The organism is Hansschlegelia beijingensis (assembly GCF_014196425.1).
Lineage (GTDB): Bacteria > Pseudomonadota > Alphaproteobacteria > Rhizobiales > Methylopilaceae > Methylopila > Methylopila beijingensis.
This window is the reverse complement of the sequence record NZ_JACIDR010000005.1, coordinates 130177-156060: the sequence shown is the minus strand read 5'-3', so window position 1 is coordinate 156060 and position 25884 is coordinate 130177. Positions and strand designations below refer to the sequence as shown.

At 69.5% G+C, this 25884-nt stretch carries 25 protein-coding genes; 15 read left to right on the top strand and 10 right to left on the bottom strand.

Annotated features, from left to right (window positions below; all coding sequences use genetic code 11):
- Positions 1 to 4 precede the first annotated feature (4 nt).
- On the bottom strand, positions 5 to 955 hold the full coding sequence (pqqB, locus tag GGR24_RS14945; RefSeq protein WP_183396177.1) for a pyrroloquinoline quinone biosynthesis protein PqqB: 951 nt from the start codon (positions 953 to 955) through the stop codon (positions 5 to 7).
- 52 nt (positions 956 to 1007) lie between these two features.
- Entirely contained in the window at positions 1008 to 1088 is an 81-nt protein-coding gene (gene pqqA, locus GGR24_RS17950; RefSeq protein WP_128776471.1) for a pyrroloquinoline quinone precursor peptide PqqA, read from the bottom strand.
- Between the two features lie 136 nt (positions 1089 to 1224).
- On the opposite strand from pqqA, the gene GGR24_RS14935 reads away from it, so the two are divergent.
- The 3 genes from GGR24_RS14935 (at position 1225) to cimA (ending at position 4500) form a co-directional block, all read left to right on the top strand.
- Complete coding sequence (locus GGR24_RS14935; RefSeq protein WP_183396176.1) at positions 1225 to 1440, top strand: hypothetical protein; 216 nt, start codon at positions 1225 to 1227, stop codon at positions 1438 to 1440.
- A 76-nt stretch (positions 1441 to 1516) separates the two neighbouring features.
- Entirely contained in the window at positions 1517 to 2875 is a 1359-nt protein-coding gene (gene cysS, locus GGR24_RS14930; protein WP_183396175.1) for a cysteine--tRNA ligase, read from the top strand.
- A complete protein-coding gene (gene cimA / locus GGR24_RS14925) occupies positions 2872 to 4500 on the top strand; it encodes a citramalate synthase (protein ID WP_183396174.1) in 1629 nt (542 codons plus the stop codon). The genes cysS and cimA overlap by 4 nt, the downstream gene beginning before the upstream one ends.
- Here the strand turns inward: cimA and GGR24_RS14920 are convergent.
- The 4 genes from GGR24_RS14920 to GGR24_RS14905 are packed head-to-tail and all read right to left on the bottom strand — an operon-like array spanning position 4474 to position 6563.
- Positions 4474 to 5151, bottom strand: a complete 678-nt coding sequence (locus GGR24_RS14920) for a DUF599 family protein (RefSeq protein WP_183396173.1) — start codon at positions 5149 to 5151, stop codon at positions 4474 to 4476. The genes cimA and GGR24_RS14920 overlap by 27 nt on opposite strands.
- 28 nt (positions 5152 to 5179) lie before the next feature.
- On the bottom strand, positions 5180 to 5617 hold the full coding sequence (locus GGR24_RS14915) for a DUF1489 family protein (protein WP_183396172.1): 438 nt from the start codon (positions 5615 to 5617) through the stop codon (positions 5180 to 5182).
- A 30-nt stretch (positions 5618 to 5647) separates the two neighbouring features.
- Positions 5648 to 6085 carry a hypothetical protein gene (locus GGR24_RS14910; protein ID WP_183396171.1) on the bottom strand — a complete coding sequence of 146 codons (438 nt, stop codon included), beginning with the start codon at positions 6083 to 6085 and terminating at the stop codon, positions 5648 to 5650.
- 25 nt (positions 6086 to 6110) lie between these two features.
- Entirely contained in the window at positions 6111 to 6563 is a 453-nt protein-coding gene (locus tag GGR24_RS14905; RefSeq protein WP_183396170.1) for an outer membrane protein assembly factor BamE, read from the bottom strand.
- A 130-nt stretch (positions 6564 to 6693) separates the two neighbouring features.
- Here GGR24_RS14905 and GGR24_RS14900 point away from each other — a divergent pair, with 130 nt between their 5' ends.
- The 10 genes from GGR24_RS14900 (at position 6694) to GGR24_RS14855 (ending at position 21841) form a co-directional block, all read left to right on the top strand.
- On the top strand, positions 6694 to 7287 hold the full coding sequence (locus tag GGR24_RS14900; protein WP_183396169.1) for a ubiquinol-cytochrome C chaperone family protein: 594 nt from the start codon (positions 6694 to 6696) through the stop codon (positions 7285 to 7287).
- The gene (locus GGR24_RS14895; protein WP_183396168.1) at positions 7284 to 7799 is read left to right on the top strand and encodes a YceD family protein; all 516 of its coding nucleotides are present in this window, start codon (positions 7284 to 7286) and stop codon (positions 7797 to 7799) included. The genes GGR24_RS14900 and GGR24_RS14895 overlap by 4 nt, the downstream gene beginning before the upstream one ends.
- A 130-nt stretch (positions 7800 to 7929) precedes the next feature.
- The gene (plsX, locus tag GGR24_RS14890) at positions 7930 to 9009 is read left to right on the top strand and encodes a phosphate acyltransferase PlsX (RefSeq protein ID WP_183396167.1); all 1080 of its coding nucleotides are present in this window, start codon (positions 7930 to 7932) and stop codon (positions 9007 to 9009) included.
- Positions 9006 to 9983 carry a beta-ketoacyl-ACP synthase 3 gene (locus GGR24_RS14885; protein WP_183396166.1) on the top strand — a complete coding sequence of 326 codons (978 nt, stop codon included), beginning with the start codon at positions 9006 to 9008 and terminating at the stop codon, positions 9981 to 9983. Before plsX ends, GGR24_RS14885 begins: the two co-directional genes overlap by 4 nt.
- 128 nt (positions 9984 to 10111) lie before the next feature.
- Positions 10112 to 10438, top strand: a complete 327-nt coding sequence (locus GGR24_RS14880) for an integration host factor subunit alpha (protein WP_183396165.1) — start codon at positions 10112 to 10114, stop codon at positions 10436 to 10438.
- Positions 10435 to 11058 carry a MerR family transcriptional regulator gene (locus tag GGR24_RS14875; RefSeq protein WP_183396164.1) on the top strand — a complete coding sequence of 208 codons (624 nt, stop codon included), beginning with the start codon at positions 10435 to 10437 and terminating at the stop codon, positions 11056 to 11058. Before GGR24_RS14880 ends, GGR24_RS14875 begins: the two co-directional genes overlap by 4 nt.
- A 93-nt stretch (positions 11059 to 11151) precedes the next feature.
- The gene (locus GGR24_RS14870) at positions 11152 to 13095 is read left to right on the top strand and encodes an autotransporter assembly complex protein TamA (protein WP_343066265.1); all 1944 of its coding nucleotides are present in this window, start codon (positions 11152 to 11154) and stop codon (positions 13093 to 13095) included.
- Positions 13096 to 13144: 49 nt separating this feature from the next.
- Positions 13145 to 20545: a translocation/assembly module TamB domain-containing protein gene (locus tag GGR24_RS14865; RefSeq protein ID WP_183396162.1), complete on the top strand. Its 7401-nt coding sequence runs from the start codon at positions 13145 to 13147 to the stop codon at positions 20543 to 20545.
- Between the two features lie 31 nt (positions 20546 to 20576).
- The gene (locus GGR24_RS14860) at positions 20577 to 20918 is read left to right on the top strand and encodes an Hpt domain-containing protein (RefSeq protein WP_183396161.1); all 342 of its coding nucleotides are present in this window, start codon (positions 20577 to 20579) and stop codon (positions 20916 to 20918) included.
- Positions 20919 to 21160: 242 nt separating this feature from the next.
- Positions 21161 to 21841, top strand: coding sequence for a hypothetical protein (locus GGR24_RS14855; protein ID WP_246398520.1), 681 nt, complete (start codon positions 21161 to 21163; stop codon positions 21839 to 21841).
- Positions 21842 to 21843: 2 nt separating this feature from the next.
- Here GGR24_RS14855 and GGR24_RS14850 read toward each other — a convergent pair whose 3' ends face one another.
- Positions 21844 to 22614, bottom strand: coding sequence for a glycerophosphodiester phosphodiesterase family protein (locus tag GGR24_RS14850; protein ID WP_210286212.1), 771 nt, complete (start codon positions 22612 to 22614; stop codon positions 21844 to 21846).
- Positions 22611 to 22781 (bottom strand): hypothetical protein, encoded by a 171-nt coding sequence (locus GGR24_RS14845; protein ID WP_183396160.1) that lies wholly within the window; start codon positions 22779 to 22781, stop codon positions 22611 to 22613. Before GGR24_RS14845 ends, GGR24_RS14850 begins: the two co-directional genes overlap by 4 nt.
- A 137-nt stretch (positions 22782 to 22918) precedes the next feature.
- Here GGR24_RS14845 and GGR24_RS14840 point away from each other — a divergent pair, with 137 nt between their 5' ends.
- A complete protein-coding gene (locus GGR24_RS14840; RefSeq protein WP_343066264.1) occupies positions 22919 to 23758 on the top strand; it encodes a cell envelope integrity EipB family protein in 840 nt (279 codons plus the stop codon).
- A gap of 4 nt (positions 23759 to 23762) precedes the next feature.
- On the opposite strand, the gene GGR24_RS14835 is transcribed toward GGR24_RS14840, so the two are convergent.
- Positions 23763 to 25034 carry a DNA polymerase IV gene (locus GGR24_RS14835; RefSeq protein WP_183396158.1) on the bottom strand — a complete coding sequence of 424 codons (1272 nt, stop codon included), beginning with the start codon at positions 25032 to 25034 and terminating at the stop codon, positions 23763 to 23765.
- A gap of 23 nt (positions 25035 to 25057) precedes the next feature.
- Positions 25058 to 25348, bottom strand: coding sequence for a DUF3572 domain-containing protein (locus GGR24_RS14830; protein ID WP_183396157.1), 291 nt, complete (start codon positions 25346 to 25348; stop codon positions 25058 to 25060).
- A 157-nt stretch (positions 25349 to 25505) separates the two neighbouring features.
- Between GGR24_RS14830 and GGR24_RS14825 the strand changes: the two genes are divergently transcribed.
- Positions 25506 to 25877 carry a response regulator gene (locus GGR24_RS14825; protein ID WP_183396156.1) on the top strand — a complete coding sequence of 124 codons (372 nt, stop codon included), beginning with the start codon at positions 25506 to 25508 and terminating at the stop codon, positions 25875 to 25877.
- The last annotated feature ends 7 nt before the right edge of the window (positions 25878 to 25884 follow it).

The window sequence follows — 25884 nt, the reverse complement described above, 5'->3', positions numbered from 1 at the left end:
CAGTCTATGCCGCGGTTGACCCGCGATCCTGCCGTTCAACGGAGCGGACGGCCTCTCCGACCGTCACCTCGAGCCCGTCTTCCGACACTTCCCAGCCATGATCCTCGACGGTCCGCCGCTCGGGCGAGCCGGCTACGAGAATCGGGTTCGTATTGTTGATGTGAATGTAGATCTTGCGACCTACCTTCACGCCGTCGAAGGCCGTCATGGATCCGCCGTCGCCCGAAAGCGGCACGTGTCCCATGCGTCGGCCGGTCTTCTCGCCGACGCCGGCCTTTCGCATCTCGTCGTCTTCGAAAACAGTCCCGTCGAACAGCAGGACGTCGGCGCCGTCCACCCGGCGCAGGACGCCGTCATTCACGACCGCGCATCCGGGGATGTAGACCAGACGCCGGCCGTCCTTGCGGATGTCGACGCCAACGGTGTCGCCGGACGTATCTCCGATCTTCAGATTCTCGGTCTCGAGATAGAGCGGGACTTTGCCCGGCACCCCGAAGAACTCGATCGTCGCGTCGTCGATCCTGAACGGCTTGTCGAGTTCGACCGTCTGGCGACCGACGACGTCCTTAGCCAGAACGCCAAAGATCGGATTCGAGTCGAGCACCGCGGAGATCTGCGACGTGGCGTAGACCGTCAGCGGCGAACGTTCACGCAGCGTGATCAGCCCGTCGACATGATCGACGTCGCCATTGGTGAGGACCACCGAACGGATCGGAGTCTCGCGCAGCCCGGTCGGCTGCAGCTTCGGCGTCGCCAGGATCTGCGAGCGCAGGTCAGGCGAAGCGTTGAACAGCGTCCAGGCGCCCCGACCGGTTTCGACCGCGATCGAGGACTGGGTGCGGCGCTTCACGCGCGGGTCGTTGTCCCACGCCAGAGCGCACACCGGACAGCGGCAATTCCACTGGGGAAAGCCGCCGCCGGCAGCTGATCCGAGAACGATCATCCGAAGAGACATGGCGAAAGCCGATCCTTCCTCAGATCGTCTCGAATACAGTCACGGCTTCAGCTCAGAGCTCGGCCGGGCTGTACGACGTGACTTCGAGACCGACGGGGGTCTCTTCGACGATCGGAGCGGTCCAAATGGCCATGATAGCCTCCTAAGGGTTCCCTAAGACTTCGCACCTTCGAGAAGCGGAGACGCTCCTCTTGGCGCGTCACGGAAGATAGCTTTGCCGGCAGAGGGGCGCCAGCGCGCGCCGCCTTAAATCTTGGTAATCTAGGTGCTTGATCCTCAAGATCTTCTTAGGATTCCGGGCCGCCGGCGGAGGGCGCTCCGAAGCCGCGCGTCACGTCATCGCCCCATTTCCAGCCCGGCCGCCGGGCGGTTTGTCCCGCTGGCGCCAAGGCTTGACGGAGCTTGCCCGCGTGATCATTGTCCGCGCCATGAACGCCGCCGGACGCGCCGACGCCACCAACCGGATCGTCATTATCTGCGCATAGCTGAGGCTGGCCGCGGCGGTTTTTTCTTGATCTTTTGCGAGAAGAACGACACCCCGGCCCACGAGGAGGACGGGGCGTGACCACGCTCAAGCTCTACAATTCGCTGACGCGCTCGAAGGATCCGTTCGCGCCGATCGATCCGCAGGACGTGCGGATGTATGTGTGCGGCCCGACGGTCTACGACCGGGCGCATATCGGCAACGCCCGGCCGGTCATCGTCTTCGACCTGCTGTACAGGCTGCTGCGCCACGTCTACGGCGCCGAGCACGTCAAATATGTCCGCAACATCACGGACGTGGACGACAAGATCAACGCGCGCGCGGCCGAGCGGAAGATCTCGATCCATGAACTGACCGCGGAGACCGCGCGCGGTTTCCACGCCGACGTCGCCGAGCTCGGCTGCCTGCCGCCGACCGAAGAGCCCCGCGCCACGGAATATATCTGCCGTGGCGAGGGCGAGCTCGACATGATCAAGCTGGTCGAGCGGCTGATCGAGCGCGGCCACGCCTATGAGGCGGACGGTCACGTTCTGTTCGACGTCGCCTCGATGCCGGCCTATGGGCGCCTCGCACGCCGCTCGCTCGACGAGATGGAGGCCGGCGCGCGCGTGGAGGTCGCTTCCTACAAGAAGGGGCCGATGGACTTCGTCCTGTGGAAGCCCTCCCGGGAGGGTGAGCCGGCCTGGCCGAGCCCCTGGGGCATGGGGCGGCCGGGCTGGCACCTCGAGTGTTCGGCGATGGCGGCCGCGCTGCTTGGCGAGGTGTTCGACATCCATGGCGGCGGGATCGACCTGATCTTCCCGCACCACGAGAACGAGATCGCGCAGTCGACCTGCTGCTTCGGCCATGAGCGGATGGCCAATGTGTGGCTGCACAATGGCTTCCTGCTGGTCGAGGGCGAGAAGATGTCGAAGTCGCTTGGCAACTTCGTCACCATCCGCGAGGTGCTGGCCGATTGGCCGGGCGACGTGGCCAGGCTCGCGATGTTCGCGGCGCACTACCGTCAGCCGATCAACTGGACCCTCAAGGGCCTGCAGGAGGCCGAGCGGACGCTCGGGCAGTGGTTCGAGGCCGCCGCGGCGGACGCCGATCCTCGGCCGGCGCCTGGCGTGATCGAGGCGCTCGCCGACGACCTCAACACGCCGAAGATGATCGCCGAGATGCACCGGCTTCGCTCCGAGGGCGGCCGCAAGGCGCTGTCGGGGACGCTCCGCTTCCTGGGTTTCCGGCAGGAGGCCTACGAAGACTGGCGGGCCGCGCGGGCCCCGGAGCAGTCGCTTCCCACCGAGGAGATCGAGCGTCTGATCGACGCCCGCATCGCTGCGCGCAGGGAGCGCAACTTCGCCGAGGCGGACCGCATCCGCGACGAACTGCTCGCTAAGGGCGTCCTGCTGAAGGACAGCGCCACGGGCACGAGTTGGGAAGTGGCGAGATGACCCGGGAGCGCCTCTATCTGTTCGACACCACGCTGCGTGACGGCGCCCAGACGGCGGGCGTCGACTTCACGCTCCAGGACAAGATCCTGGTGGCGCGGCTGCTGGACGGACTGGGCGTGGACTATGTCGAGGGCGGCTTCCCCGGCGCGAACCCGACGGACACCGAGTTCTTCTCCGCGCCGCGCACCGCACGCGCGCGCTTCACCGCCTTTGGCATGACCAAGCGCGCGGGCCGTTCGGCTTCGAACGATCCCGGGCTGCAGGGCGTGCTGCGGGCCGAGGCCCAGGCCTGCTGCTTCGTGGCCAAGAGCTGGGACTTCCACGTCGTCGAGGCGCTGGGAATTTCGCTCGAGGAAAACCTCGGGCAGATCCGCGAGACGGTGGAGGCGTCCGTCGCCGCCGGCCGCGAGACGATGATCGACTGCGAGCACTTCTTCGACGGCTTCAAGGCCAACCCGTCCTATGCGCTGGCCTGCCTTGAAGCCGCGATCGACGCCGGCGCCCGCTGGGCGGTGATGTGCGACACGAACGGCGGCACGACCGTCGAGGAGGTCGCCGCCATCGTCGCCCGGGCCGCCGGCGTGGTGCCGGGCGAAAGGCTGGGCATCCACGCCCATGACGACATGGGGCTCGGCGTCGCCAATTCGCTCGCCGCCGTGCGGGCAGGCGCGCGGCAGATCCAGGGCACGCTGAACGGCCTCGGCGAGCGCTGCGGCAACGCCAACCTGACGACGCTGATCCCGACCCTGAAGCTCAAGCCCGAATTCGCGGAGCGTTTCGAGATCGCCGTCAGCGACGAGGCTCTGGCGTCGCTGTCGCAGCTCTCGCGCTCCTTCGACGAACTGTTGAACCGGCCCGCGAACCGCTACGCGCCGTATGTCGGGGTCAACGCCTTCGCCACCAAGGCCGGAATCCACGCCTCCGCGATCCTGAAGAACCCGCGCACCTATGAGCACGTGCCGCCGGAAAGCGTCGGCAACCGCCGCCGTCTGCTGGTGTCCGACCAGGGCGGGAAGTCCAACCTGCTCGCCGAACTCGCTCGCGTGGGCGTGGAGGCGGACCGCGGCGACCCCCGGGTCGACGTCCTCCTCGCGCTGGTCAAGGAACGTGAGGCGCAGGGCTACGCCTATGAGGGCGCCGACGCCTCCTTCGCGCTGCTCGCCCGCCGCGCGCTCGGCCGCGTGCCGGACTACTTCTCCGTCGAGAGCTTCCGCGTGATGGTCGAGCGTCGGCACAACGCCGTCGGCGAACTCGTCACCGTTTCCGAAGCGGTCGTGAAGGTCGTCGTCGACGGCGAGCCGCTGATCACGGCGGCGGAGGGGATCGGTCCGGTGAACGCGCTCGACCTGGCGCTCCGCAAGGACCTCGGGCGATACCAGCCCTTCATCACCGACCTGAAGCTCACGGACTACAAGGTCCGCATCCTGAACGGCGGCACCGAGGCGATAACCCGCGTGTTGATCGAGTCGACCGACGGGAAAGGCGAAAGCTGGACGACCGTCGGGGTCTCGCCGAACATCATCGACGCCTCGTTCGAGGCGCTGGTCGACAGCGTGACCTACAAGCTCCTCAGGGCCGGCGCGCCGGCCGGCGCGTCGTCACTCGCCGAAGCTTGCGGCGCGTAGCGACTCCGACGCGAACTGGCGGCGGTACAGCACGATCCAGACGACGATGCTGGACGCGATCAGCACCATCGGGCTGAGGAACCAGCCCAGATAGGCGAGCACGAAGAACAGCGAACGCAAGCCGCGGTTGAAGTGCCGCCCGGCCTCGATGTTCATGCGCGCCGCCCGCTCGACGGCGATGTCCATCTCGGGCGTGCCGCGCATGTCCGGCGGCGGCGCGGCGACGATCAGGATCGAGCAGTAGTTGAACAGCCGGTACGCCCAGACGAACTTGAAGAAGATGTAGACGAAGATCGCCGAAAACCCGACCACCTTGACGTCGTAGAGCTGGGGCGTGGTGGCGACGCCGAAGGGCAGGGCGGCGAACACTTCGATCGCCTGCTGGCTCGCCTGAAGGGCGGCGAGGCCGCCGCCGATCGCGATCAGCGACGTCGAGGCGAAGAAGGCGGAGCCGTTCTGCAGGCCCTGCATGGTGATCGAGTCGGGCATCCTGGCTTCGCGCGCGCTCATGCGCCCCATCCACTCGCGGCGGCGTCGCGCCATCACGGAGCTTAGCCCGCCGGGCGACCTCTCCGAGACGAGGTGATGCACGAACCAGATGCCGAAGAAGACGCAGAGCGCCACGAGGTCGAGCGCCGTGAAGGGGCTCACGGGAGCGGCTCCGAGGAGGCGCGGGCGCTCACAGCAACCCCAGCATGCGCAACTCCGTGACGAGATGCGTCGGCAGCCCTGGCGCGCGGCGCTCGTCCTCTGCGAGATCGGCCGGGGCGTCCGCGTGGGGCAGATAACGCCAGCCCTGGAACGGCCGACGCGGCGCAGGCCGCACCGGAACGAGCTCCGGCAGCAGGACCAGTTCGCAACGCTCCACGCCGTCCGCGCCCGTGACGGTTCTCAGGTCGAGAAGGGGCTGGCGGACCAGAATCACGCCCTTGATCACCCAGTAGAGCGAGCCGCCGTCGAGAAGCTCGGCGGCGCGCTTCGGCGCCATCCGGGTGACATGGACCTGCTCCTCCGGGGCTCCCCGTCGGCGGCGCTCCGCCATGCGCTCGTCGATCCAGCCGCGGAGGTCTTCCGGCGAATCGCATCCCACGCAGAGCTTTTGCAGATGAAGCGGCATGCGCGATCGCCGGGCCCCTGTGTCCGGACGCTAGTAGCCCAGCCCCGGAGCTTCCTGCCAGCCTGCGACCGTCATCTTGTTCCGCAGGCTCGCGCAGGGCATCAACGTGACGCCTTGAAGAACCGGCACGCGCCGACGGTTGGCCTTGGACAGGGCGTCGATCGTCTCGCGGCAGGCGATGATCTGCAGGCCGCGGGCGCCGCGCGTCGCCTCCGCGAGCTGCATCTGAACGGTCGAGGTGCCCGGAATCACGACGATGACGCCGGAGTTCGCGAGGATCACCCGGAACTGCCGGCCACGGCCGCCCTTCACGAAGTCGGCGCCGGCCCGCACCGCCCTCAGGAAGGTCGACGGGTCGTGGCGATCGACGCCGACGAACTGCCGGTCGCCCGGGGCGGCTTCGGCGGGAGCGGCCAGCGCCGCGCCCGCCAGGCAAAGAACGGCGACTGCCCGCCTGAGCCCGACCATCCGAACCTCCCGCGACACGGCGCTCTCACTCTTCGTTCGAGAGCAGGCCCTTGAACATGTGCTCGATGAAGTTCTGCTCCTGGCCGGCCGTCGGCGTGACCTGGTTCCGGAAGTCGAACACGCGACCATCCTTGAGGCCGTAATCCGCGATTTTCTCGACCCTGCGGTTCTGGTCGAAGAAGATCGCGAGCACCCGCTGATCCGTGATCTTCGGGTTCATGAAGGCGACGGGCCGGTGGGTCTTCTGGGAGATGTAGTAGAACACCTGACCCTTGAGGGTCGCGGTCGTCGAGGGCGTCCCGAGCACGACGAGGACCTGCTCCTGGCTGGAGCCCACCGACACCTGCTGAAGGGCGCTCTCGGAGAAGACATAGCCTTTCGACTGGTCCTCGGCGCAGCCGGCGGCGCCCAGCGCCAGAGCCGAGGCCACGATGAGACCGGCCGTGCGGACCAGCGCCGGCGAACCCTTGATGCCCATGCTCGAAGCTTCCTCCCCAAACGCTACTCGACGGGCGCCTCCACATGGCGCCGGCGCAACGCGCCCTCCGCCGCTGAGGCTTGCCGCTCCGCCGCTCTTGGCGTACCTCGCGGGAGGTCCCAGTTCAACAGTGGAGGCGCGCGGCCGGCGTCTCGTCTCGGGCGACGCGGCGATGATCTTCGGGCTTCTTAAAAGGCGAGCCGCCGCCGAACCCACGCCGGCCGAGCGGATTTACGCCGGCCTGGTGCTCGAGGCCAGGAGGCCGGAGTTCTACCGCGACCTCGCCGTCCCGGACACGTTGCCGGGACGTTTCGAGCTTATCGTGCTGCATGCGGTGCTCTATCTCCGAAGGCTGCGTTCGGAGGGTCCGGAGGCGGCCGCGAGGGCCCAGGAGGTCGTCGAGGAGATGTTTCGCAGTCTCGATGCAAGCCTGCGGGAGATCGGCGTGGGAGATCTATCGGTCGGCAAGAAGATGAAGCCGATTATCCGCGCCTTCTACGACGGCGCCGCCCAATACGACGCGGCGCTCGATCGTCGCGACGAACAGGCGCTGGCGGCGGCTCTCAGGCGGATCGTGTATCGGGACGATCCCGCCGCGGCCGATGCGCCCGACCACCTTGCGGCTTACGTCATCCTCGCGGCCGACGCGCTGCAGTCCCAGCCGGCCGAGGGGCTGATCGGAGTCGGCCCCGCTTTCCCGGCCATTCAGGAGGCCGCGCCTTGATCGACGCTCCGCTCTCCCGGCCGCTCCAGGCGGCCTCCGTTCCCTCCGAGGGGCTCGACATCGAGGTCGTGGCCTCGCCGCAGGAGCTCGAGGCCGTCGCCGCTCTGAACGACGTGCTTTCGGTGGAATCGCTGATCGCTCGCCTCCATGTCCGCCCCTTCGGCTCGGACGGGCTGGAGGTCAGCGGCTCCGTTCAGGCCCGGACGACGCGCACCTGCGTCGTCACGCTGGAGCCGTTCGAGGAGACCGTCCGCGAGGATGTGTCGGTCCGATTCTCGCCAGAGGTCGCGCCGGTCGGCGGGGAGCAGGAAATCGACGAGGACGCTCCGGACCCGCTGGTCGGCGGCGTCGTGGATCTCGGCGCGGTGACCTCCGAGTTCTTCACGCTTGGTCTCGACCCGTACCCGCGCAAGCCCGGCGCGGCTTTCGAGCTGGAGGAGGGCGGGGCGGGCGCCGAGTCGCCCTTCGCGATCCTGCGTCGCCTCAGTCCGAACGGTTCGGGCGAACATTGAGTCTGAGGTCCATGAGGGTTGCCACCCGAGCGACAGACGCTATGGTCCGCCCGCGTCCGAACAGCCGCACGTCACCGGTTCTTCTCGGCGCCTCAATCGCGTAGAGCACGGTCTCCGGCTTCAAAGACGAATGATAGACAAGGTTTGCATCGCACTCGACGCCATGGGGGGCGATCACGGCCCCGAGGTCGTCGTGCCCGGAGCCGCGATCGCGCTCACCCGCAAGCCTGACACGAGCTTCCTGTTCGTCGGGGACGAAGCCCGCATCCGTCCGCTGCTCGACGCGCATCCGAATCTCGCGGCGGTCTCCGAGATCCAGCACACGGACGTCGCCGTTCGGATGGAGGATAAGCCCAGCGTGGCCCTGCGCCAGGGCCGTCGTCGGTCGTCCATGTGGCTCGCGCTGGAGGCCGTGAAGGGGCGCCGAGCGCATGTCGCGGTGTCCGCCGGCAACACCGGCGCGCTGATGGCGATGTCGCGCTTCTGCCTCAGAATGCTGCCGGACATCGATCGTCCCGCCATCGCGGCGATCTGGCCGACCCTGCGCGGCGAAAGCATCGTGCTCGACGTCGGGGCCACGATCGGCGCGGACGCCAAGCAACTGGTCGACTTCGCCGTCATGGGCTCTGCGATGGCGCGCATCCTGTTCGACATCGAACGCCCGACCGTCGGCCTGCTGAACGTCGGCGTCGAAGAGATCAAGGGCGTCGAGCAGGTCAAGGAGGCCGCCCGGCTGCTGAAGGAGCAGGCCTTTCCGGGCATGGATTTCCGCGGCTTCGTGGAGGGCGACGACATCGGCAAGGGCTCCGTCGACGTCGTCGTCACGGAGGGTTTCTCGGGCAACATCGCCCTCAAGACCGCAGAGGGCACCGCGCGCCAGATCGGCGAATACCTCCGCTCGGCGCTCGGTCGAACCTTTCTGTCGAAGATCGGTTATCTCCTGGCGAAGCACGCCTTCGACACTCTCAAGGACAAGATGGATCCCCGTAAGGTGAATGGCGGCGTTTTCCTCGGACTGGACGGGGTAGTGATCAAGAGCCATGGCGGCGCCGACGCCGAGGGCTTCGCGTCCGCGGTCGAGCTCGGCTACGACATGGCCCGCTATGACCTGACGGCCAAGATCCTGCAGGGTCATGTCCATGAGCGCGCCGCGATGGCCGCAGGCATGGCGAGCGCCACGGAGCCGGCTCTCGCCGAGGCCGCCTCGTGACCCGCATCCGCTCCGTCGTAAAGGGCTGCGGATCCTATCTGCCGGCCGAAATCCTGACCAATGACGACCTCGCCAAGACGGTCGACACCTCGGACGAATGGATCGTCCAGCGGACCGGCATCCGCAGTCGCCACATCGCGGCGCCCGGCGAGATGACCTCGGACCTCGCGACGGCCGCCGCCAAGGCTGCGCTCGCCGACGCCGGGCTCGACGCGTCCGACATCGACCTGATCGTGCTCGGCACCTCCACCCCGGACAACACCTTCCCGGCGACCGCGACGTCGGTGCAGGCGGCGCTCGGCATCACGAACGGCTTCGCCTTCGACGTGCAGGCGGTCTGCTCCGGCTTCGTCTATTCGCTCGCGATCGCCGACAAGTTCCTGACCTCGGGGCAGCACCGGCGCGCGCTGGTGATCGGCGCCGAGACGTTCTCGCGCATTCTGGACTGGACCGACCGCACCACCTGCGTGCTGTTCGGCGACGGCGCCGGCGCGGTGGTCCTCGAGGCGGTGGAGCAGGCCGGGACCTCCGAGGACCGCGGCGTCCTCACCACGCATCTCCGCTCGGACGGACGTCACAAGGCGAAGCTGTTCGTCGACGGCGGCCCGTCCTCGACCGGCACCACCGGCCACGTCCGGATGGAGGGCCGCGAGGTGTTCCGCCATGCGGTCGGCATGATCACGGACGTGATTCACGACGCCTTCGAGGCAACCGGCGAGAGCGCGGAGACGATCGACTGGTTCGTGCCGCATCAGGCGAACCGGCGGATCATCGACGCGAGCGCGCAGAAGCTCGGGATCGCGCCGGAGAAGGTGGTGGTGACCGTGGACCATCACGGCAATACCTCGGCCGCATCCATCCCGCTCGCCCTCGCCGAGGCGCGGGCGGACGGAAGGATCGCCGAGGGCGACCTCGTCCTGCTCGAAGCCATGGGCGGGGGATTCACCTGGGGGTCGGCGCTGCTCCGCTGGTAGGCAGAATATCCCTGACGGCGTCGGAGATTAGGAGCGTTGACCGCCGCTGGCGGGACACATAGCCTTCGGGGGTCGAAAGACGCGGCGTCAGATCGCGCGGACGGCTTCATGGGCAGGGGGAACGGGGGATGACGGGGCGCACCGTTACACGTGCGGATTTGTGCGAGGCGGTCTACCAGAAGGTCGGCCTGTCACGCACCGAGTCCGCCTCGTTGGTGGAGATGGTTCTGGCCGAGATCGGCGACTGCCTGGAACGCGGCGAGACGGTCAAGCTCTCCTCGTTCGGCTCCTTCGTCGTGCGCGACAAGGGACAGCGGGTCGGGCGCAATCCGAAGAGCGGGCAGGAGGTTCCGATCCCGCCCCGCCGCGTCATGGTGTTCAAGCCGTCGAACATCCTGAAGAGCCGCATCAACCACATCGAAGAACCCGCGACGAAGAGGAACGGCTCGGCTTGACGTTCGATCCCGGCGACGCTGCACGCGAGGGCGGCAAGGACCCCGGCGCGTTCCGCACCATCAGCGAGGTGGCGGAGGAGCTCGGCCTGCCGCAGCACGTGCTGCGTTTCTGGGAGACCCGGTTTCCGCAGATCAAGCCGATCAAGCGGGGAGGCGGCCGGCGCTACTACCGCCCAAACGACGTCGATCTCCTTCGCGGCATCAAGCAGTTGCTCTACGGGGAAGGCTACACGATCCGCGGCGTGCAGCGGATCCTTCGCGAGCAGGGCGGCCGGAAAGCGGCGATTCTGGCGGCTGCCGGCGGGAGCGCCGAGAGCGACCCGTCCGGCGGCCCCGAGGCGTCCTATGGACTCGCGGGGGGCGCAGCCGGACCCGAGGTCTGGGCGCCGCGTGGAAGGAGAGAGGCGCCCGTGGCGCCGGGGCCCGATCCGGCCCCGGAAGAGCAGACCTATTTCGAGGATGCGGAAGAGGACGGCGGTCCGTCTTCGGCCCCCGTTTCCGCGAGCCCGGTTCCTCCGGCCGCGGCTTCGCCGGGGCTCTCGCCTGAGCAGACCGCCCGCCTGACGGCGGCGCTGCAAGAGCTGCGCGCATGTCGCCGTCTGCTGGACCAGCGGTCGTGAAGCCCCGAGGAATGGAGGGCTTCGCCTTCCCGCCAGCCCGGTAACGGGCTATGAAGGTATCGGGGTGTGATGCGGGGGGCGGCTCTTTTGAGCGTGGCGCGTAAGAGCCGGAGAAGCGCGGCGGGTTTCGTCGTCGCGGCCGCCTGTCTTGCAGGCGGTCCCGGCGACGCGCTTGCTCAGGCTCCCTCCGGCCCTCCGCCGGCGGCGGCCGCCGCGGTTCCGGGCATCAGCTACGACACCCGGTTCGTGGTCGACGGCGGCGATGCGGCCGTCGAGAAGATCGCGCGCGACACCTCCTCGCTCCAGACGCTCCAGAAGGACGCGCCGCCCGGCCCGCCTGGACTCGTCGGCCGCGCCAAGGCCGATATCGAGCGCATCGCCGCAGCCCTCGCGGCCACAGGCCGCTACGCGGCGACCGTGGACGTGACGGTGGCGGGCGTTCCCGTCACTTCCGCGAGTGCGGCCGACGCCGCGCAGCGGGCGCGGAGGCCGGTGCCGGTGGTCGTGCGGGTGCGTCCCGGGCCCGTGTTCACGCTGGGGCGCGTGCGCATCGAGAGCCTTGACTCAGGCTCCGGCAAGGCGGCGTCGCTCGAACCGCGCAAGGTCGGCCTCGTTCCCGGACAACCTGCGCCGTCGACGGCGATCTTCTCCGCGGAATCCAGGATCGTCGACGAACTGCGGGACGACGGCTATCCGTTCGCGGCCGTGAAAGGTCGCGACGTCGTCGCCGACCATTCCCGACATCATCTCGACGTCACGATCAAGGTCGCCGCCGGACCGCGCGCCCCGTTCGGGAACGTCACGGTCACGGGGACGCGCGAAGTCGACCCCGCGGTCGTGCTGGGACGCGTGCCCTTCCGGCCCGGGGAGCGCTACAGCCCCAAGAAAATCGCCGAGCTCCGCACCGAGCTCGCCAAGCTCGATGTGTTCTCCTCGATCCGGATCCGTGAGGCCACGGCCCCGGACGCCCAGGGCCGCGTGCCCGTCGCGATCGAGGTCGAGGAAAAGAAGTTCCGCTACGTCGGCGCGGGCGTGAAGTACGACACGATCGACGGCGCCAGCGTCAACGCCTTCTGGGGCCATCGCAATCTGTTCGGCGGCGCCGAGAAGCTGCGGATCGACGCCGGCGCGTCGCGGCTGATCACCAACAAGCCCCGGGACTACGAGTACGGGCTCAAGGCGCATTTCGAGAAGCCGGGGATCTGGACCGGGTTCGACGATCTGCTGGTGGATCTCGAGGCGATGCGCGAGCGGCCGGACGCCTATCACCGCGACGGCGTCCGCGGCGCCGCCGCGATCCGGCGGCGATTGACGAGCGAGCTGTCTATCCAGGCAGGCGTCGAGGTCGAGGCTTCGACCATCCGGGACACCTTCGGCGAGAAGGATTACCTGCTTGCCGGCGTCCCGCTGCTCGCCACCTTCGACAGCACCGACAGCGCGCTCGATCCCGCCAAGGGCATCCGGGCGACGCTGAGCGCCGCGCCCTATTACAACTTCCAGGGCGACACCAAGAGCCTCAACATCTTCAAGGGCCAGGTCTCGAGCTATCTCAGCTTCGACGAGGCGCACCGCTTCATCCTGGCCGGCAAGATCGGCGTCGGGTCGATCGTCGGGCCGAAGGATCTCGCGGACGTCCCGGCCAACAGGCGCTTCTTCGCCGGCGGCGGCGGGTCGATCCGCGGCTTCGCCTATCAGAGCGCGAGCCCGTACTGCACCCCGATCGTTCCGCGGCCGAAGCACGCGCTGAAATGCGACGACGATACGCCGATCGGCGGCCGGAGCCTGCTCGAGGCCTCGATCGAGGCGCGCATCAAGGTGACGGACACGATCGGGATCGTGCCCTTCGTCGACGCCGGAGCGGCCTTCGACAAGACCTATCCGGACTTCAGCGAGAACATCCGGGTCGGCGCGGGCGTCGGCCTGCGGTACTATACGGCGATCGGCCCGATCCGCGTCGACGTGGCGACCCCGGTGGTGGGCCGCAGCAAGAACGACTCGCGCGTCGCGCTCTACATCGGCATCGGGCAGGCGTTCTGATGACCGGAGCGGCGACGATCCTGTCCGCCGAGGCGGGGGAGGCGACCTGATGGCCATCCTGAAGCGCGCCCTTCTCGTGCTCGGCGTCCTGTTGCTGATCCCGGTGGTCGTGCTGGCGGCCGCCTTTCTCTACCTCACCACAGCGCCGGGCCTCGCCACGGTCGCAAGCCTCACCTCGCGCTACGCGAGCTCTCCTGACGCGAAGATTTCGATCGGCAAGATCGAGGGCTCGTTCCCGACGGATCTCACCGTTCGGGACCTGCGGCTCGCCGACCGCGAGGGCGAGTGGCTCGCGGTCGACCGCGCCCGCATCGTCTGGTCGCCGCTGCAGCTGTTCTCCCGCAAGCTGACCATCGATCTGGTCGATGTCGGGCACGTCCAGGTGGCCCGGACGCCGGAGATCCCGCCGTCCGATGAGCCGGACGTTCCGGTCGATCCGGACGCCCCGCTGTTCCCGCAATTGCCCATCGAGATCCGCCTGGGCCGGTTGCTGCTGGCCGATCTGGATCTCGCCCAGCCCGTCATCGGCGTTCCCGCGAGACTGTCGGCGAGCGCGTCCGCGACGATCCGCCAGCCGTCCGAAGGCGTCGCGGCGGAATTCGAGCTGCGCCGCATCGACGGCGTCGCGGGGCAGATCGAGGGCAAGGGCAGGTTCATCCCCGCCACCGACGGCGTCGAGCTCACGCTCAAGGGGAGCGAGCCCGCCGGCGGTCTCGTGGCCCGTCTCGCGGAGATACCGGGGCTGCCGCCGATCAATGTCGGCGTGCAGGGGTCCGGCACGCTGGACGCGTTGCGGGCGCAACTCGTTCTGATCGCCGGCGAGCAGGGCCGCATCGACGGCGCCGCCGAGGTCAACCGGGAAGGCGAGGCGCGCCGCATCAAGATCGGCCTCAACGGCGACGTCAGCCGTCTTGTTCAGCCCGCCTACGCGTCGCTGGTGGAAGGAACGACCAGGCTCACGGCTGAGGCGCTCGCGCCCGACGAGGGGCCGATCCAGATCAGCGACGTCACGCTCGACGCGCGATCGCTCCAGGCCGGCGTGCGCGGAACCGTCGATCCCACGGCGGAGACGATCGCGATCTCCTACGACCTCAAGGCCGGCGAGGTCCGACGCTTCGATGGCGTGCTGCCGACCGGCCTGAGCTGGGTCTCGCTGGCCGCCAGCGGCACGGCGAACGGGCCGCTGGATCATCCGGAGGTCAAGGCGACGATCGACGGCGGCGGCCTGGCCGCGCCTCAGGGCGGCGCCGAGACGGCGCGCATCGTCCTGACCGCGACCCCGGACGGTCCGCTGGCGCGGAACGACACGCGCGTCTCCGCCGTGATCGACGCGACCGCGACCGGGGTCAAATTCGCGGACGACCGACTGTTCACGCTCGGGCGCGATCTCACCCTGTCAGCGGAAGGCGCCACCACGCTGCGGGGCGACGCCGACGTGCGCCGCGCCGAGATCAAGCTCTCGGACGCCGTCGCGACCTATGCCGGGCAGGTCTCGCCTGAGGCTGCGAAGGGGCGGGCGACACTGAAGGCGAGCGACCTTTCCACCCTTGCGGCGCTTGCCGGCCGGCCGCTGGCCGGCGCGGTCGACCTGACCTCCAATTTTGACCTCACCTACGATCTGTCGCGCCTGTCGGCCGATATCGTGGGGGAGGGCAGCGGGCTCAAGACTGGCTATTCGCAGGTCGACGCGCTGTCCGGCGGCGCAGTCTCGCTCAGCGGCGGGGTGACGCGCGCGCCGGACGGCTCATTCGCGTTCCGTGACCTGCGCGTGACCGGCGAGCATGTGCGGCTGACGGCCGACGGCTCCGCGACGCAGACGAACGCCGACGCCAAGGCGCGGGCCGTGGTCGACGATCTGGCCCTGGTCGACTCCCGACTGAGCGGCGCCGCGACGGTCGACGCGACCCTGAGCGGGCGGCTCGAGGACCTCGGGCTCAAGGCCCGGCTGTCCGTTCCCGACGGCCGCGCCATGGATCGGCCACTGAAGGACTTCACCTTCGACGTCGACGCCACGGACGTGACGGACACGCTTCGCGGCGTCTTCGTCGTGGCCGGGTCGCTCGACGGCGAGCCGCTCCGGGGCGGCGGCCGGATCGTGACGGAGGATTCGGGGGCCCGTCGTGTCGAGGCACTCGACGTGACGATCGCCTCCGCGGTCATCAAGGGCGACGTCACGGTTGCGCCGACCGGGCTCGCGACGGGCGAACTGGCGATCGACGCGGCGGACCTCTCCGACCTGGGCGCGCTGGCGCTGACCGAGCTTTCGGGGAGCCTCAAAGGCGACGTGGCGCTGTCGGCCGAGGGAGACGTCCAGCGCGTCGTGATCAACGCCAAAGGCGCGGATCTCGCAGGCGCAGGCGCCCGCGCGGGTCAGCTCGACGTCGCCGCGACCGTAATCGATCCCGCGGGCAAGATCAGACTGGACGGAACCGCCAGCGCCGCGGGTCTCTCCTACGGCGACCACGCGGTCGACAAGCTCGCTCTCATCGGCAGGGGCGCGCCCGACGGAATGGACGTCACGCTCGACATGAGCGCGCAGGGCTCGTCGGCGTCCGCCGCGGGGCGGGTCGTCTACGGCCCCGCCGAGACGAAGATCGACGTCGCCCGCCTCGATCTGGCCGGCGGCGGCAAGACGGGCTCGCTCAACGCTCCGGCGCGATTGCGGCTGGTCGGCTCCGAGTTGTTCATCGACGCCTTCTCGCTGCGGGCGGGCGAAGGCGGGGTGCTGAACGTGGCCGGCAAGGCCGGCGGCCAGCTCGACCTCACGGTCGGCTTGCGCGCGCTGCCGCTCGCGCTCGGCAACGCGTTCACGCCGGGCCTGGGGCTCGGCGGCATGCTCGAAGGCGACGCCCGCGTCACGGGCCTGGCATCGGCGCCGGACGCGACCTTCAACCTGAAAGGGCGCGATCTCTCGATCGCGCAGTTGCGCGAGGCGAAGGTCCCTCCGCTCGCGCTCGCCACCACGGGACGCCTCGAAGGCGACCGGATCATCACGGACACGCGCATCACGGGCGCCGGCGGCGTGAGCGTGACGGCGCAGGGCGCCGCGCCGCTGGGCGCGGGCGAGCTCGACATGTCCGTCGGCCTTCGCGCCGTGCCGCTTGCGCTGGCCAACGCCTTCATGCCCGACCTGGCGCTCGGCGGGGTTCTGCAGGGCGACGCAAAGGTCGCCGGTCCTCTTTCGGCGCCGCGCGGCGCCTATGACGTGAAGGTCGCGGACTTCGTCAGCGGACGGGCGCAGGGCGTGCCGCCGCTCGCGATCACGGCCAGGGGCGCCCTCGAGGGCGCGCGCGTGACAACGGACGCCACCATCACCGGCGGCGGCGGGATCAGCGTCACGGCGCAGGGCGTCGCCCCGCTCGGCAAGGGCGACGTCGACATGACGATCGCGATCCGCGACCTGCCGCTCAAGCTCGCGAATGCGGTGCGGCCGGATCTTGGCCTCGGCGGCGCGCTGCGCGGAGACGTGCGGCTCAGCGGCCCGATCGAAGCGCCGCGCGGCAATTACGACCTCAAGGTTTCCGGCCTCACCGCCGCCATGGCCCAGGGCGTTCCGGCCTTGCAGATCACCACGCATGGCGCGCTCGAAGGTCGCCGTCTGACCACGCGGACCGTGGTGACAGGCGGCGGGGTCGATCTTTCCATGCAGGGCGTGGCGCCGATCGGCGACGGTGATCTCGACATGGACGTCGTGATCCGGTCGCTCCCGCTGCAACTGGCGAGCGCGGTGGCGCCCGACGTGGACGTCAGCGGCACGCTTCGCGGCACGGCTCGTCTCACGGGACCGCTCGCGGGCCCCAGCGGCAGCTATGACGTCACCGTCGTGGACGTCGCCTCGGGCAAGGCGCGCGGCGTTCCGGCGCTGCGCGTCGCAGCGAAGGGCGCGCTCGCGCCGAAGCGGATCACGACCGACGCCACGATCACGGGAGGCGGAGGCGTCGAGGCCACCGTCCAGGGCGCGGCTCCGATCGGCGACGGAGATCTTGATCTGGACGTCGCGTTGAAGGCGTTCCCGCTCGCCATCGCCAACGCCTTCGTCCCGCGCCTCGGCCTGGCGGGCGCCGCGCAGGGCGAGGCGAAGCTGCTCGGGCCGATCGCTGCGCCGCGCGGAACCTATGCGCTGCGGATCTCCGGTCTCGACGCCGCGCTGCTCAAGGGCGCCCCTCCGCTGCAGGTCGACACCCGCGGAACGCTGGAAGGCAAGCGCGTCGCCACCGAGACCCGGATCACCGGCGGCGAGCTCAACGTGGTCGCCAAGGGCTCCGCGCCGCTCGACGACGGCGATGTCGACATGACGGCGTCGATCCGGGGACTCCCGCTCGCGCTCGCCAACAATCTTCGTTCCGATCTCGGGCTCGCCGGACTTCTGCGAGGCGATGTGAAGCTCTCGGGCCCTGTTCGGCGGCCCGTCGGCACATACGATCTGCAGGTCTCCGATCTCGTCTCCAGCCAGGCCAAGGGGGTCCCGCCGCTGCAGGTCGCGGCCCGGGGCGACCTGCAGGGCGCGCGGGTGACGACCGACGCGACGGTGACAGGCGAAGGCGGGATCAGCCTTACCGCGAAAGGATCGGCGCCGCTCGGCGACGGCGATGTCGACATGGCGGTCGCTGTGAGCCACCTGCCGCTCGCGCTCGCCAACAGCGTGCGCCCGGAGCTCGGTCTCGCCGGAACCGTCAGGGGCGACGCGACCGTGAAGGGTCCGGTGACGGCGCCCCGCGGCGACTATGACCTCACGATCGCGGACCTCACCTCGACCGCCGCCAAGGGGGTGCCGGCGCTGAAGGTCGTCACCAAGGGAGCTTTCGAGGGTCAGCGCGTCACCACGGACACCGCGATCACCGGCGGCGGCGGGATCGAGGCGACGGCGCGCGGCTCCGCGCCGATCGGCGAGGGCGACATCGACATGGACGTCGTCCTGCGGGAACTGCCGCTCGCGCTCGCCAACGCTGTCCAGCCGAGCCTCGGCCTGGCCGGATCTCTGCGAGGGACGGCGAAGGTGTCGGGGCCGCTGGCGGCGCCGCGCGGGACCTATGATCTTGCGGTCGCGGGCCTGACTTCAGCGCGGGCCAGGGGCGCGCCGCCGCTTCAGATCGCGGCGCGGGGCGAACTTCAGGGCGAGCGGGTCACGACCGACGCGGTGGTGACGGGGGCGGGCGGGATCAACCTCACCGCGAAGGGTTCTGCGCCGCTCGGCGGCGCCGGCGCCGTCGACATGGCGGTGGCCGTCAGCGACTTGCCGCTGTCGCTCGCCAACGCGGTTTCGCCCGAGCTGGGCCTCGGCGGCAAGCTGAAGGCCAACGCCCAGGTGGGCGGCACGATCGCCGCGCCGCAGGGGACCTACGACCTCACCGTCACCGATCTCACGGCCGCCCAGGCGCGCGGCGTCGCGCCGCTGCAGGTCGTCGCCAAGGGGAACCTCGAGGGCCAGCGCGTCACCACGGACGCTGCGATCACCGGCGGCGGCGGCGTGCGCGCCACGGCGAAGGGCGCGATCCCCCTCGGATCGGGCGACGCGGATATCACGATCGACGTGGCGCGACTGCCGCTCGCCATCGCCAATGGCTTCATGCCGAGCCTCGGCCTCGGAGGCGCGCTCGCAGGCTCCGCGCGGGTCACGGGGCCGCTCGCGGCTCCGGGCGGCCGCTACGATCTGCGCGTGACCAACCTCACCTCGGCGCAGGCGCGCGGCGTTCCGGCCATGACGGTGACGGCCAAGGGCGACCTCGCCAACGGGCGCGTGACCACGGACGCCGCCGTGACCGGGGGCGGCGGGCTGCGCCTGACCGCGAACGGCTCCGCGGGGCTGAGCTCAGTCGGCCCGCTGGATCTGACGGTCGCGCTTCGCAGCGTGCCGCTCGCTCTGGCCAACGGCTTCTCGCCGGAGCTGGGCGCGCAGGGGACGCTGCAGGGAGACGCGAAGCTCGGCGGCACGATCGCAGCGCCCACCGGCAGCTACACGCTGCGCGTCACAAGCCTCTCGACCGCGGCGACGCGCAGCGCCGGCGTGCCCGCCGCGCAGATCGACTCCAGGGGACAGCTTCAGGGCGACAGGGTCTCGACCGATACGGTGGTGACGGCCGCCCGAGGCCTGCGCGTCACCGCGCGCGGAACCGTGCCTCTCGGTTCGGGCAATCTCGATCTCGCGGTCGCAGGCCGCGCCCCGCTCGCCTTCCTCAACGACACGTTGTCGATCTCCGGCGATCGGATCGACGGCGTCGCGACTTTCGACGTGAAGCTCGGCGGCCCGACCACCGCGCCGCGCGTCAACGGCACGGGCAGGCTCGAGAACGGCTCCTACTTCAATCGCGCCGCAGGGCTGCAGTTGCGCGGAATCCAGGCGTCCATCGTCGCCGACGGGCCGAACATCGACGTCCGGAGCCTGCGGGCCACCACCCGCAACGGCGGCACGATCTCAGGCTCGGGCCGCGTCGCGGTCAATCCCGGCGCGGGCTTCCCCGGCGAGATCACCTTCCGGGCGAACAACGCCGAACTGATCGGCACCGACATCGTGACGGCCATCACCGACGCGGATCTCCGGCTGCAGGGTCCGCTGGCGCGGCGACCGGTCGTGCGCGGCGTCATCCGCACCCGCTCGGTCGAGATCCAGATCCCGGACCGCATACCGGCGCGCTACACGCCGCTGCCCAACGTCCGTCACAAGGGCGCGCCGCCGGCTGTGCTCCGCCAGTTCAACAGCGTCAACGCCGGCAAGAAGAAGGGCGGCTCGGAAGAGGGCTTCCTGGCGACGCTCGACATCGACGTCGAGGCCGACAACCGCATCTTCATTCGCGGCATGGGGATGCAGGCCGAAGCCGGCGGCCAGATCAAGATCACCGGCACCTCCGCCAATCCGATCCCCGTCGGCGCGTTCCAGCTGCGCCCTGGCCGCAGCCAGATCACCGTCATCGGCCACCGGCTCGAGTTCACCCGCGGCTCCGTCTCCTTCGCCGGCGATCTCGATCCCTCGCTCGACTTCCTGGCGGAGACCCGGGCCGGGGACATCACCGCGCAGGTGGTCATCACCGGCACGGCCTCGGCGCCTCAGGTCACCTTCACCTCCAACCCGACGCTGCCGACCGACGAGGTTCTCGCCCGCCTGCTGTTCAACAAGTCGTCGGGCGAACTGTCGCCGACGCAGGCCCTCCAACTCGCCCAGGCGGTCGCGGAGTACAGCGGCGTGGGCGGCGGGGGCTCTGGGCCGCTCGAAAGCCTGCGCAAGGGACTGGGCGTGGACAGCCTGGATCTCGGGGCCGGGCAGGGCGGCGGCTTCGGCGTCGGCGTCAGCCGCTACATCTCGGACAACATCTATCTCGGCTTCCGCACCGGCACGACGCCTGAGGACACCGCGATCACCGCCGACATCGACCTGACGAAGCACGTCAAGGCGCGCGCCGAGGCCGGCGCGGCCGGCAACGCCTCCGCGGGCGTCGCCGTTCAGTGGGACTACTGACAGGCTCCGCGGCCCACGGGATCCTGGGTGCATGGACGATCGGGACGACCACGTCCGCAAGCTCCTCGCCGAGCGGATCGCCGCCGCGAGAGTTCGGCTGATTGGCGGTCTCCCGGACCGCATGGCGGAGTTTGCGGCTCTTGCTGAAGCGGCCGCTGGAGATGGGCCCGAAGCTCAGGCGGCGCGCGACGCGCTGACGAGGGGGTTGCACGGTCTCGCGGGAAGCGCTCCCACGATCGGGCTCGCGGCGTTGGGCGCCCGGGCCCGGGCGCTGGAGGCCGCGCTTGCGACCCAACCTCCAGGACGCCTGACGCCAGAATTCAGCGCCGGTCTCGTACGCGATCTTGAGCAGCTCGCCTCTGTGGCGAGCTGAGCGCGAATCAAAACCATTGCGGGCGCCGCCCGGAACGATCCACTATCGGGCGGTAGCCACCTGCCACGGGCAGGGGCGCGGCGCATCCGTCACGATCGGGGGGCGGTCGGGTGTTTCGGCTAGGGGGCCGCACGGTCGCGTGTTCCATCTTCGCTGCGTGGCTGCTGGCCGATGCGGCGCCGGCATGCGCGGGCGCGTTCACGCTGCGGCCCGGCGAGGCGAAGCTCTTTGTCTCGGGATTAATGACGGCTGGCGATCATTACTTCGACAGCCGCGGCAGGCTCCGGTCCCGCGGCCGATACCGCAAGTATGATCTTCAGGCCTTTGCGGAATACGGTCTGCGCGATGGCCTGACCGTCTTCGGATCCTCAGCCCTCGAGAAGATTTCGGCGAAGGACGGGACGACCTCCACCCGCAAGGGGCTGGGGCGATCCGAACTGGGCGCCCGTTTTCGCGTGTTCGAGGCGCAGGGATGGATCGCCTCGGCGCAGGCGTCGTTCACCCTCGCCGGAGCCAGGAAGAGCGAGGGTCTCGCCGCCGTCGGCGAGACGGATGATCAACTGGACCTGCGTGGCCTCGTCGCGCACAGCTTCGAAGCGTTCGGGCGGCACTGGTTTCTCGACCTCCAAGCCGGCTACCGGGCGCGCAGCGGCCACCCGGCCGACGAGCTCCGCTTCGACGCGACGCTTGGGGCGCGCCTCGCGCCGCGCTGGCTCGTGCTCGCGCAGTCCTTCAATACGATCGGCCTCGCGCGGTGGAAGGGCCCTTATGCGCTGAAGCAGCGCATCCACAAGCTGCAGGGCGCGGCGCTGTTCGATCTCACGGAGCGGCTGACGATCTATGCCGCCGCTTTCGTCACGCCCATCGGCAAGGATGCGCTGGACGAGCGCGGCGGCTCGCTCGGGATCGGCTACCGCTTCTAGCTTCAGGACGTCCGGGCGTCTTCGGCGCGCGCCGGCGTGAAACCTTCGAAGACGATCTGGTCCGCACAGGCGAGGGCCTGCGCCTGCTCGGCCGGGTTGGTGACGGTCCAGGTCAGCACGGGCAGGCCGCGTTCGCGCATCTCCGCGACCGCCGGCCGAGGCAGATCGGTCATGTCCCAGGACAGAAAGTGCGGCCTCGTCTTCCTGCGATGAAGGATGTCGCGAGCGCTTGCGCGCCGCCGGGGCGACACATGCTTCCAGGCCGGATTGTCGTCGGCGAAGGCCTCTCCGATGATCCCGCGCGGGAGCTTAGGCGCGGCTTCACGGACCGCCGCTATCGCGCGGGGATTGAACGATTTCACGGCGATCGGCTCGTCGCGTCCGGAGACCTGCTGGGCCACCCGTCGGGCGAAGTCCGGAACCTTGCGCCACGGCGCCTTGATCTCGATCACCAGCGCCCCGCGGCCGGCGACCAGCTCGAGGCATTCGCCGAGCGTCCAGAAGCGCTCCCGGGAACCGATCAGCTCAAGTTCCTTCAGCTCCGCCAGGGTCAGTTCGCCCACCCGGCCCTTTCGCCCGGTCAGCCTCAGGAGCGTGGCGTCGTGGAACACCACGGCTTCGCCGTCGGCGGTCTCGCGCACGTCGATCTCGACCCCGTAACCCCTCTCAAGCGCGCGGGACACGGCGCCCGGGGTGTTCTCGAGCACGCCCGCGGCGGCGTCGTGGAGGCCCCGATGGGCGATCGGCGCCGCCGTCAGCCAGTCGAGCTTCAAGCTCCGGCTCCCGATGAGATGTCGCTGACAGCGTCCACAGCCGCGCCCGGCTGTCGGGAGACATCGCCGGCCGATCCTCCGCCGCCCGCTCGCACGAGATTGCCCGTCAGCGCCGGCGGCACAGTGGCGCCCAGTCCGGTCAGCCGCGCCAGCAGGCGTTCAGCCATTGCGTCTCTCCCGCGTCCGTCCCAAGGACCTATTTCCGCCGCGCCGCGAGATTACCGAAGCGCCTGGTCCGTCCCCTGATTGCGTTTAGATGACGGCGCCGCACAATGAAACGACAACCGGGCGAGGCCGTCATCTCGTGATCAAGCTCCGTCGATCTCTCGCCGCCGCCGCGGCTCTCACGATTGCACTCGCGGCGGCTCCGGCCGTTCGGGCCGAGGTGACGCTTGCCCCGCACAGAGCGGTCTATGAGCTGAAGCTGCGCGAGACCCGTGGTTCGACCCAGGTCGACCAGGTCCGGGGCCGGATCGTCTATGAGTTCACCGGCAACGCCTGCGACGGCTACGCGCTCAATTTCCGCCAGGTCACCGAGATCGCGAGCGAGGAGGGCGACACCAACGTCTCGGACCTGCGGTCTGCGACGTGGGAGGACGGCAAGGCGCAGAGCTTCCGGTTCACCGCCCAGAACTTCCTGAACCAGCAGCTCGATCGCGACACGGACGGCCGGGCGGAACGCTCCGGCGAGGCCCTGAAGGTCACGCTCAGAAAACCCGCCAGCGCGTCGAGCGCGTTCGATCCCGGGACGCTGTTTCCGACCGAGCACCTGGTGAAGATCATCGAGGCGGGCAAGCGTGGCGATCAGCTGCTGGAGGCGCGGATCTATGACGGCTCGGAGAACGGCGACAAGACCTACGACACGCTGAGCGTCGTCGGCAAAGGCCATGACGCGCCCCCTGCTGATCTGGAGGCGCCCGCGCGCGTGCCGGAGCTCGCCAAGGCCCGGTTCTGGCCGGTCACGGTCAGCTATTTCGAGCGGGGCAAGAAGGCGGACGGCGAGCAGACGCCGGACTACCAGATGAGCTTCAAGCTCTACGAGAACGGCCTCAGCCGCGACCTCCGCATCGACTACGGGGAGTTCGTCCTCGACGGCGAGCTGAAGGAGCTCGAGTTCTTCAAGCCGACGCCGGGTTGCCGCTGATCGGTCAGCGGTTGCGCGGGCGCTGAGCGAACGCCCTTTCGACCGCGTCGCCGCCGAAGCGCGCCCGGAGACTGGCGACCGCTCCCTCAATGGCGTCAAGCTTGGCGACCCGCCCCTCGAGATCCGGCGGATCGGCCTCCGCCGCGGGCGCGAGATCCGACACCGAGACGCCGATGAGCCGGAAACTCACTCCGGTGGCCTCGCGCGCCAGAAGCTCTCGCGCCGCATCGAAGATCCGCCCGGCGAGGCGGGTCGATGAGGACAGCGCCTGGGCGCGCGTCCGCAGTCGGAAATCCGCGGTCTTGAGCTTGAGCGTGACCGTTCGGCCGGCGACCGCCTCAACCCGCATCCGGCCGGCGACCTTCTCGGACAATCGCCAGAGATGGGCCGCGAGCGCTTCAGGATCGGCGATGTCCGTATCGAACGTCGTCTCCGCACCCACGCTCTTGCGCTCGCGGTCGGGCCGCACGGGGCGCGAATCCCGGCCAAAGGCGAGCTGCGACAGTCGCAGTCCCTGTTCCCCATAGCGGCGGACGAGTTCGCGCGGATCGGCGCGCTGCAGATCGCCGATCGTGCGCAATCCGTCGCGCGTCAGCGACGCCGCGAAGGCGGGTCCGACGCCCCACAGGAAGCCGACGGGCCGCGGAGCCAGGAATCCCGGCGCCTCCTCCAGCGACAGCGCGGCGAACCCCCGCGGTTTATCGAGGTCGGACGCGATCTTCGCCAGGAACTTGTTCGAAGCGAGCCCGACCGAGACCGTGATGCCGACCTCGCGCTCCACTTCCCTGGCGAAACGGGCGAGCACGATCGCGGCGGGAGCGTGATGCAGCCGCTCGGTGCCGCTGAGATCGAGGAAGGCCTCGTCGATCGAGACCGGCTCCACAAGCGGCGTGAGCGCGAGCATCCTGGACCGGACCGCCCGGCCGGCTTCGACGTACTTGGCCATGTTCGGCTTGATGACCACGGCGTCCGGGCAGAGCTTCAGCGCCTGGAACATCGGCATGGCCGATTTCACGCCGCTGATGCGGGCGATGTAGCAGGCGGTGGAGACGACGCCGCGCTTGCCGCCGCCGATGATGACGGGCCTGTCTGCCAGCGAGGGATCGTCGCGTTTCTCGATCGTCGCGAAGAAGGCGTCGCAGTCGACATGGGCGATGGTCATCTCGCCCAGCGCCGGATGACTGGCGACCCGCGGGCTGCCGCAGCTTGCGCAGCGCCGCTCCTGCTCGGCCAGCGCGAGGCAGTCCCGACAGAAGCGCAGAGGGGAGGCGGCCATCTCGCTCGGCCTCGGCGGTCGGGTCAGTCGTCCGAGGACTGTTCGGGCGCGAGCTCCCTGCGCGCGCGCGACACCGCCTCCGGCGGCAGCCCCTCCGCTTCCACGAACTCGAACAGCAATCGTTCGTCGCCGAGCACGTAGTCGAGCACGGCCGGCAGGAACGACGTGTCGCGCGCCGCGTCGCGGATCGTCCGCGGCTCAAGCCCGGACAGGGCGAGGAACCGGCCCAGCCGCTCCATGTCGCCGGCCAGGAAGCTCAGCGCCTTCGCGCCGATCGCTTCGGCCGGGGGCATTTCGGGGCGGCGCTTCAGCATGTTCGTTCGCCTTTTCGCAACGAATGATCTTTAACATTTCTGGAGAGTACGAGAGTTCGGCGAAGGTCGGCGGGCGGAGTATATTTTCCCTCGTCCACTCTGATCCCGGGCGGACTCGGGCGGCGCGAGCGTCGTCGCGGAAGAGCACAGGATCGACATGCCCAAGACCGTCCTGATCGTAGAGGACAACGAGCTCAACATGAAGCTCTTCCACGATCTTCTGGAGGCGCACGGCTACGCGACGATCGAGACCCGCAACGGAATCGAGGCGCTTGATCTCGCCCGCACCCATATGCCGGATCTCATCCTCATGGACATCCAGCTGCCGGAGGTTTCGGGTCTCGACGTCACGCGCTGGATCAAGGAGGACGAGCGCACGCGCGACATCCCGGTGATCGCAGTCACGGCCTTCGCCATGAAGGGGGACGAGGAGAGGATTCGCGGCGGCGGCTGCGAGGCCTATCTGTCCAAGCCCATCTCGGTGGCGAAGTTCCTCGAGACCGTGCGGCACTTCCTCGGCGAAGGCTGAGGCGCTC

Bases quoted from the DNA above. Each gene is read 5' to 3' on its own strand.
- pqqB (WP_183396177.1), bottom strand. From the start codon at position 955: ATGTCTCTTCGGATGATCGTTCTCGGATCAGCTGCCGGCGGCGGCTTT.
- pqqA (WP_128776471.1), bottom strand. From the start codon at position 1,088: ATGGCCATTTGGACCGCTCCGATCGTCGAAGAGACCCCCGTCGGTCTC.
- cimA (WP_183396174.1), top strand. From the start codon at position 2,872: ATGACCCGGGAGCGCCTCTATCTGTTCGACACCACGCTGCGTGACGGC.
- GGR24_RS14915 (WP_183396172.1), bottom strand. From the start codon at position 5,617: ATGCCGCTTCATCTGCAAAAGCTCTGCGTGGGATGCGATTCGCCGGAA.
- GGR24_RS14910 (WP_183396171.1), bottom strand. From the start codon at position 6,085: ATGGTCGGGCTCAGGCGGGCAGTCGCCGTTCTTTGCCTGGCGGGCGCG.
- GGR24_RS14905 (WP_183396170.1), bottom strand. From the start codon at position 6,563: ATGGGCATCAAGGGTTCGCCGGCGCTGGTCCGCACGGCCGGTCTCATC.
- plsX (WP_183396167.1), top strand. From the start codon at position 7,930: ATGATAGACAAGGTTTGCATCGCACTCGACGCCATGGGGGGCGATCAC.
- GGR24_RS14880 (WP_183396165.1), top strand. From the start codon at position 10,112: ATGACGGGGCGCACCGTTACACGTGCGGATTTGTGCGAGGCGGTCTAC.
- GGR24_RS14865 (WP_183396162.1), top strand. From the start codon at position 13,145: ATGGCCATCCTGAAGCGCGCCCTTCTCGTGCTCGGCGTCCTGTTGCTG.
- GGR24_RS14860 (WP_183396161.1), top strand. From the start codon at position 20,577: ATGGACGATCGGGACGACCACGTCCGCAAGCTCCTCGCCGAGCGGATC.
- GGR24_RS14855 (WP_246398520.1), top strand. From the start codon at position 21,161: ATGACGGCTGGCGATCATTACTTCGACAGCCGCGGCAGGCTCCGGTCC.
- GGR24_RS14845 (WP_183396160.1), bottom strand. From the start codon at position 22,781: ATGGCTGAACGCCTGCTGGCGCGGCTGACCGGACTGGGCGCCACTGTG.
- GGR24_RS14835 (WP_183396158.1), bottom strand. From the start codon at position 25,034: ATGGCCGCCTCCCCTCTGCGCTTCTGTCGGGACTGCCTCGCGCTGGCC.
- GGR24_RS14830 (WP_183396157.1), bottom strand. From the start codon at position 25,348: ATGCTGAAGCGCCGCCCCGAAATGCCCCCGGCCGAAGCGATCGGCGCG.
- GGR24_RS14825 (WP_183396156.1), top strand. From the start codon at position 25,506: ATGCCCAAGACCGTCCTGATCGTAGAGGACAACGAGCTCAACATGAAG.